The 5,366-nt window shown below is 68.9% G+C and carries 8 protein-coding genes; 3 read left to right on the top strand and 5 right to left on the bottom strand.

Annotated features, from left to right (window positions below; all coding sequences use genetic code 11):
* On the top strand, positions 1-580 hold a 580-nt coding region (locus WBA11_RS20140), incomplete at its 5' end, for a nucleoside transporter C-terminal domain-containing protein (RefSeq protein WP_424522418.1).
* Between the two features lie 195 nt (positions 581-775).
* On the opposite strand, the gene WBA11_RS20145 is transcribed toward WBA11_RS20140, so the two are convergent.
* Together WBA11_RS20145 and WBA11_RS20150 are read right to left on the bottom strand one after the other, a co-directional pair.
* Positions 776-1,240, bottom strand: a complete 465-nt coding sequence (locus WBA11_RS20145) for a hypothetical protein (RefSeq protein ID WP_424522419.1) — start codon at positions 1,238-1,240, stop codon at positions 776-778.
* 82 nt (positions 1,241-1,322) lie between these two features.
* A complete protein-coding gene (locus WBA11_RS20150) occupies positions 1,323-2,471 on the bottom strand; it encodes a hypothetical protein (RefSeq protein WP_424522420.1) in 1,149 nt (382 codons plus the stop codon).
* Between the two features lie 254 nt (positions 2,472-2,725).
* Between WBA11_RS20150 and WBA11_RS20155 the strand changes: the two genes are divergently transcribed.
* Positions 2,726-3,193 (top strand): hypothetical protein, encoded by a 468-nt coding sequence (locus WBA11_RS20155; RefSeq protein WP_424522421.1) that lies wholly within the window; start codon positions 2,726-2,728, stop codon positions 3,191-3,193.
* Between the two features lie 3 nt (positions 3,194-3,196).
* Here the strand turns inward: WBA11_RS20155 and WBA11_RS20160 are convergent, their stop codons facing one another.
* From WBA11_RS20160 to WBA11_RS20170, 3 genes are read right to left on the bottom strand one after another with little or no spacing between them, the layout of a single operon-like run.
* The gene (locus WBA11_RS20160) at positions 3,197-3,574 is read right to left on the bottom strand and encodes an ACT domain-containing protein (RefSeq protein WP_424522422.1); all 378 of its coding nucleotides are present in this window, start codon (positions 3,572-3,574) and stop codon (positions 3,197-3,199) included.
* Positions 3,571-4,395, bottom strand: coding sequence for a PhzF family phenazine biosynthesis protein (locus WBA11_RS20165; protein WP_424522425.1), 825 nt, complete (start codon positions 4,393-4,395; stop codon positions 3,571-3,573). Before WBA11_RS20165 ends, WBA11_RS20160 begins: the two co-directional genes overlap by 4 nt.
* A 30-nt stretch (positions 4,396-4,425) precedes the next feature.
* Complete coding sequence (locus tag WBA11_RS20170; protein ID WP_424522423.1) at positions 4,426-5,085, bottom strand: hypothetical protein; 660 nt, start codon at positions 5,083-5,085, stop codon at positions 4,426-4,428.
* A gap of 91 nt (positions 5,086-5,176) precedes the next feature.
* Here WBA11_RS20170 and WBA11_RS20175 point away from each other — a divergent pair.
* Positions 5,177-5,366 (top strand): hypothetical protein (locus tag WBA11_RS20175; RefSeq protein ID WP_424522424.1); only part of this gene is annotated, 190 nt, incomplete at its 3' end.

Genomic DNA, 5,366 nt, shown 5'->3' on the forward strand with positions numbered 1-5,366 from the left:
GCCCTCGACCTCGAGTGACGAGGCGACCGCCGCCGCCCTCGAGGACCTGGCCGACCCCGGACCGAAGAACGTGATCGACGCCGCGGCCACGGGCGCCGCCGACGGGATGAAGCTCGCGCTCAACATCGGCGCCATGCTGATCGCGTTCCTGGCCATCATCGCGATCCTGAACCAGATCATCGACGGCACCGCGGGTCTGTTCGGCTACACGTCGTCGCTTGAACTGATCCTGGGGACGATCCTCCAACCGATCGCGTGGCTCATCGGCGTGCCCGCGGTCGACGCCGCGACGTTCGGCGGCTTCCTGGGCTCCAAGGTGATCGCCAACGAGTTCGTCGCCTACAGTCAGTTTGCGGACGCGTTGGCGGCAGGCATCCTGCAAGACAAGACGATCGTCATGACGACGTTCGCGCTGTGCGGCTTCGCCAACTTGTCCTCGATCGGCATCCAGATCGGCGGGATAGGACCGCTGGCGCCGGAGCGAACAGGCGAGATCGCGAGCCTGGGCCTCCGCGCGGTTCTGGCCGGGACGTTGGCCAACCTCATGACGGCGACCATCGCGGGCGTCCTGCTAGGCTGAGGCCGCGGCGGGCCGGCGGTCGCGCTCGCCGTCGGATACGGCCTGCCGCCATCCCATGGCGCGCTCGCCTCGACGGTCTAGGCGAGACAACGCTCGCTCGACACGCTCCGCCAGTTCGACGCAGCGGAGCGCCGGCCGGCTCGGGCGGCAGGCTGGCTTGATCCGGGAGTGCGGACGACCCTCCGTGGACTCGGATCACTCCTCGGACGGCGGAGCGACCGGCACGTACACCTCGGCGGCAACCGAGACGTCCTCCCTCGGAACCGAAGAGAATGCGACAGCGCTCGTCTCAGCGACCAGGTTTCGAATGTTCCCCGTCTCGCTCACGATGATGGCCACAGCGATCCGGCCATCGTCGACCGTCCCTGAGGCGACGAACTGAAACGTACCAATGGCCCCTGCCTCGGACTGCACGCGGCGTACGTACACGCTGTTGGCGTCGCCGTCCCGCTCGCGATCGACCGCCTCGGCGACAGCACGACCGTCGCCGTTCGTGTACCTGACGGCGAGGCCTTCGACAGTTCCGGTGATCGCCACGCGGTAGGTGACGGTGACAGGGACGGGAGCGGGATTCTGGGCGACCGGAGTGGAGAGTCCGACGACCGTCGTGTCACATCCGGCGAGGAGCAGAAGGGCAACGATTGGAAGGGCGTGTCGCATGGAATGACGTGGCTGGTGAGCCTTAGATACACGCGTCCGGCGGTTTACACCTAGTCGAGGTCTGCATGCGCTCGTACCGCCCCTACGACGGTGTCGGCGTCTGACGGAGCCGGACCGCCAGCGCGGCGGCGAGCGCGAGCACCAGGGCGACCGCGGCGAGGACGGCGGTGAGTCGGCGGCTCGGAAGCGGGAACCGCGCCGTGATGTGATGCAGATGAGCGAGGAGCCCCGCAGTCACGAGAGCGCCGGTCGCCAAACGCTGGCGGGACCAGTGCCGCTCGAGGACGAGGGCAACGAGCGGATAGATCACCCAGATGGCCGGCTGCATCAGCCGCTCTTGGTCACCGCCGAAGAATGCGCTCGCGAGCGTCAGCACGATGAGAACGATCAAGTGGAGGTGCCCTCGCGCCCACGACATCGCCTCCCGAGGCCAGACCAGCAAGAGCGCCACGACCGGCACCCACGCGTTCACCAACAGCCGCGCCCACGTCCCGACCTCAAGGGCCTTTCCGCTCGCGTTGATGAACGTCTGAACCAAGTGCGGTCCCTCCTGCTCGGCCATCAAGAGCCGAGGCGCCGCAAACAAGATGAGGAGGGGGACCAGTGCAAGGACCAACCGAAGACCATCCTCGCGGAGCCGCCTCTGCTCCCACGACCAGACCGCGGCGACAGGCACCATTAAGATCGCTGGCTCACGAGCCAAGACCGTCACCGCCATCACCGCTCCAAGCGCGAGGTACTGCCGTCTCCACAGCAGCAGCAGCCCGGCACCGAGTCCAACCTGGGCGATCAGGTCGCCGAGCTGATACATATTGAACACGTTGAACCCAAACAAATACGGGTTCATCGCGAGCAACACGGCCGCCAACGCCGCCGCACGGTCGCCACGTCCATCGGCACGACACACCGCCCACATCAGCACGACGAGCGCGAGCGATCCGACCCACGCCCACACGGAGAACGCGGCGGGGACCGACAACGGAAGGAGCCCCGCGAGCCACGGCCCGAGCCACCGGAACACGTAGGGCTGGGCGACCTCGAGGGCGAGTCCCGGTGACGCCTCTGCCATCGGCCCGTAGTACTTGACGCCGGACTCGGCGAAGACGACCGGGTCGAGCGCGCCGTAGAGCCACACCAAGACGGCGGATGCGACGAGGACGAGCAGGAGCGGGCGTGTGGGCAGGGGGTTTGGGGTTTGGGGTTTGGGGTTTGGGGAAGATGCGTGTGGCACGGCCTCGAGGGTGCGGATGCGAGACGGAGAATGTGGCCGTCATCGAGGTCGAGATGGGGCTAGGGTGGCCTTGAGGTCGTGTTCGACGTTGAGGCCGACGCATCGAGGCCGGCACAGACGCCCCGCGGGGCGTCTCTACGTGTGCCGCGTCCTCGAGTCGGTTCGAGAGCGGATGTGCGACCTCGAGGACGACCCGCGACGGGGAACTTTTCGACGGCGCCACCCCATCCCCCATCCCCCATCCCCCATCCCCCATGCTGCTCGCCGTCGACCTTGGACTCAAGACCGGATTCGCTCTCTACGGGCGCGACGGACGGCTCATCTCGTACCGATCTCAGAATCTGGGGACGCGGGCTCGGCTTCGAAAAGCGGCGGGGAGCGTTCTTCACGACCACCGGGATGCCGAGCGAATCGTCCTCGAGGGCGGCGGCGACATCGCCGAGATCTGGAAGCGGGCGGCGGAGCGGGCCGGGCGGCGGGCCCGCGTGATCGACGCCCACGTGTGGCGGCGTCAGCTGCTCTTGCCACGGGAGCAACGCCGCGGCTTCCAGGCCAAAGAGGCGGCGGACGGGCTGGCGCGTGCCGTCATCGAGTGGAGCGGAGCGAAGCGACCGAAAGGCAAGCTGCGCCACGACGCGGCCGAAGCCATCGGCGTGGGACTGTGGGGCGTCCTCGACGCGGGGTGGCTCCCCGCCATCCCTGAGGACATCGCACGGCGCTAAAGTCTACGCGCCCTCGACGGTGTGCCCTTCCGCCCGGAGTGCCGTGACCGCGTCCTCGAGGGCGAGCGCCTTGACCATCACGACGTCGGTGTCGTAGGTCGAGATGGCGAAGATGGAGACCTCGGCGGCGGCGAGCGGATCGAGCAGTCTCGTCAGAACGCCCGTTAGCTCGAACGGAATTGGGCCGCGGAGAGCGAGTGCGCGCCAGCCGTCCTCGAGGACGACACCTTCGGGCACTCCATCTCTTTGACAGACAACGGATAGCTCTACCGGCGTTCGTGTGATACTCGAGACCGAGCCCTGCCCCATCCAGGCCTCGAGGGCGGCGTCGGGATCCAGGCGGCACACGGCGAGAACGCCGGGAAGCAGGTCGAGGGTCATGACAGATCGGGGATGCAGACGGCTGTGCCCATGACGACGATGCCACCGGACGGCGGCACCGCGACGTGGATCGTGCTCGGCCGCCCCATTGCCTCGCCCTGTCGGATGGTGAACGCAGTTGGGGCCTCAATCAAGCCGGCCTCCCGCAGATACCCGCCGAGCGCTGCCGCCGCGGCTCCAGTCGCCGGATCCTCCACGACGCCTCCCACCGGGAACGGATTCCGAGAGTGGAACAGGTCGTCTCGCTCACGCCAGACCAGTTGCGCCGTCACGGCGTCGGCAGATCGCAGGACGGAGGCGAGCGCGTCGAAGTCGTACTCGAGGTCGGCGAGCCGGCGGGCCTCGCTCACAGCCAGCACGAGGTGCCGAGCGCCCGCGTAGGCGAGCGCGGGAGGCAATGCCGCATCGAGGTCGGAGGCGTCCCAACGCAGCGCTCGGAGCGCGTCCTCGAGGACGGCGGCGGGCACCGGCGCGAAGGATGGCTCGACGGAGGTCAGGGACGCCCGCCACTCGTCGTCGTGTTCACGAACGTCGACCGGGATCGTGCCGGCCGCGGTCGAAAGCCGGTACGCCCCGGCTCCGGCCTCGAGGCCCAAGGCCACGCCGGTCGCGATGGTGGCGTGGCCGCAGAACGGGACCTCGACCTCGGGGCTGAAGTAGCGGACGGCGCGCTCGGCACCCTTCGCAGGCGCGACGAACGCCGTCTCGGAGTAGCCGACCTCGAGGGCGATCCGCTGCATCCCCTCGGCCGACGGGTGCTCCTCTCCGATCCAGACGCCCGCCGGGTTGCCGCCGGCCGGGTGCGATGAAAACGCGACCAGGTGGAAGAGGCGCGGGTCGGTCGGCGCCGATCAGCCCAGGAAGTCGTTCGAGACGTGGACCCAGCTCGGGATCTCGACACCGGCCACGCGGCCGGCACTCGGTCGGACCCACGCGTCGGTGAACGTGCTCGAGAGCACGCGGCGCATAAACACCCCGTCCAGCGACGTACCGGTGCCTTCGACGAGCCGGATCGCCGTCGGCTGGTTGTCGGTGTCGACGTAGACCTGGACGGCGATCCGGCCGCTCACGTCGGCGAGCGAATCCGGGAGCACGAGCGGCTCGTCGGGAGCGTCGTAGCGGGAGGCGTTGTAGCGCTGGTAAAAGTCGGTCTTGATCCGGTTGACGAGCGCGTCGGCCTGTGGTCCGTAGTCGTCGCCGGCCGGGATGCCGGCGCGGACCTCGTCCAAGAACTCGGCGGCGAAGACCGAGTCGACGGTCTCGGGGTCGGTGCGGTAGATGTCGGTCATCTTCTCCTGGACCCAGCGCACGAACTCGGTCTCGTCGCGGACGACGCCCATCGCCTCGAGCGTCGACAGGTCTCGGAACGCGGCCGACGTGTCGGTGCCGGGGACGTACCAGCGTCCGCGATCGGCCTCGACCCATCCTTCGGGCGGCGTCGAGGGCGGGCCGGCCTCCTGGCAGGCGGACAGAACGAAGCCGAGGGCGGCGAGGACGAGCAGCGGGCGCATGGCGGTCGGAACGGGGAGCCCAAAGCTACGGTCGGGCTTGCTCTGCTCGCGGCAAGGGGGCCGGGGCATGGGGCAAGAGGCGCTGGAGCTCGTGCCGTTGCCAGATCGCCCTCGAGGTCGGGCGGGGTTCTCGGGAGGGGCACCGCGAGTCGTGGACGACCTCGAGGCCGCAAAAACGAACGCCCCGTCCTCGAGGACGGGGCGAGCCCTTCCCTCCTGCCCCATCTCGCCAGCGAGCTACCCCTCGTCCATGCGCACCAGCACGCGGCGCCGGTCGAGGG

Source organism: Rubrivirga sp. (assembly GCF_049648075.1).
GTDB lineage: Bacteria > Bacteroidota > Rhodothermia > Rhodothermales > Rubricoccaceae > Rubrivirga.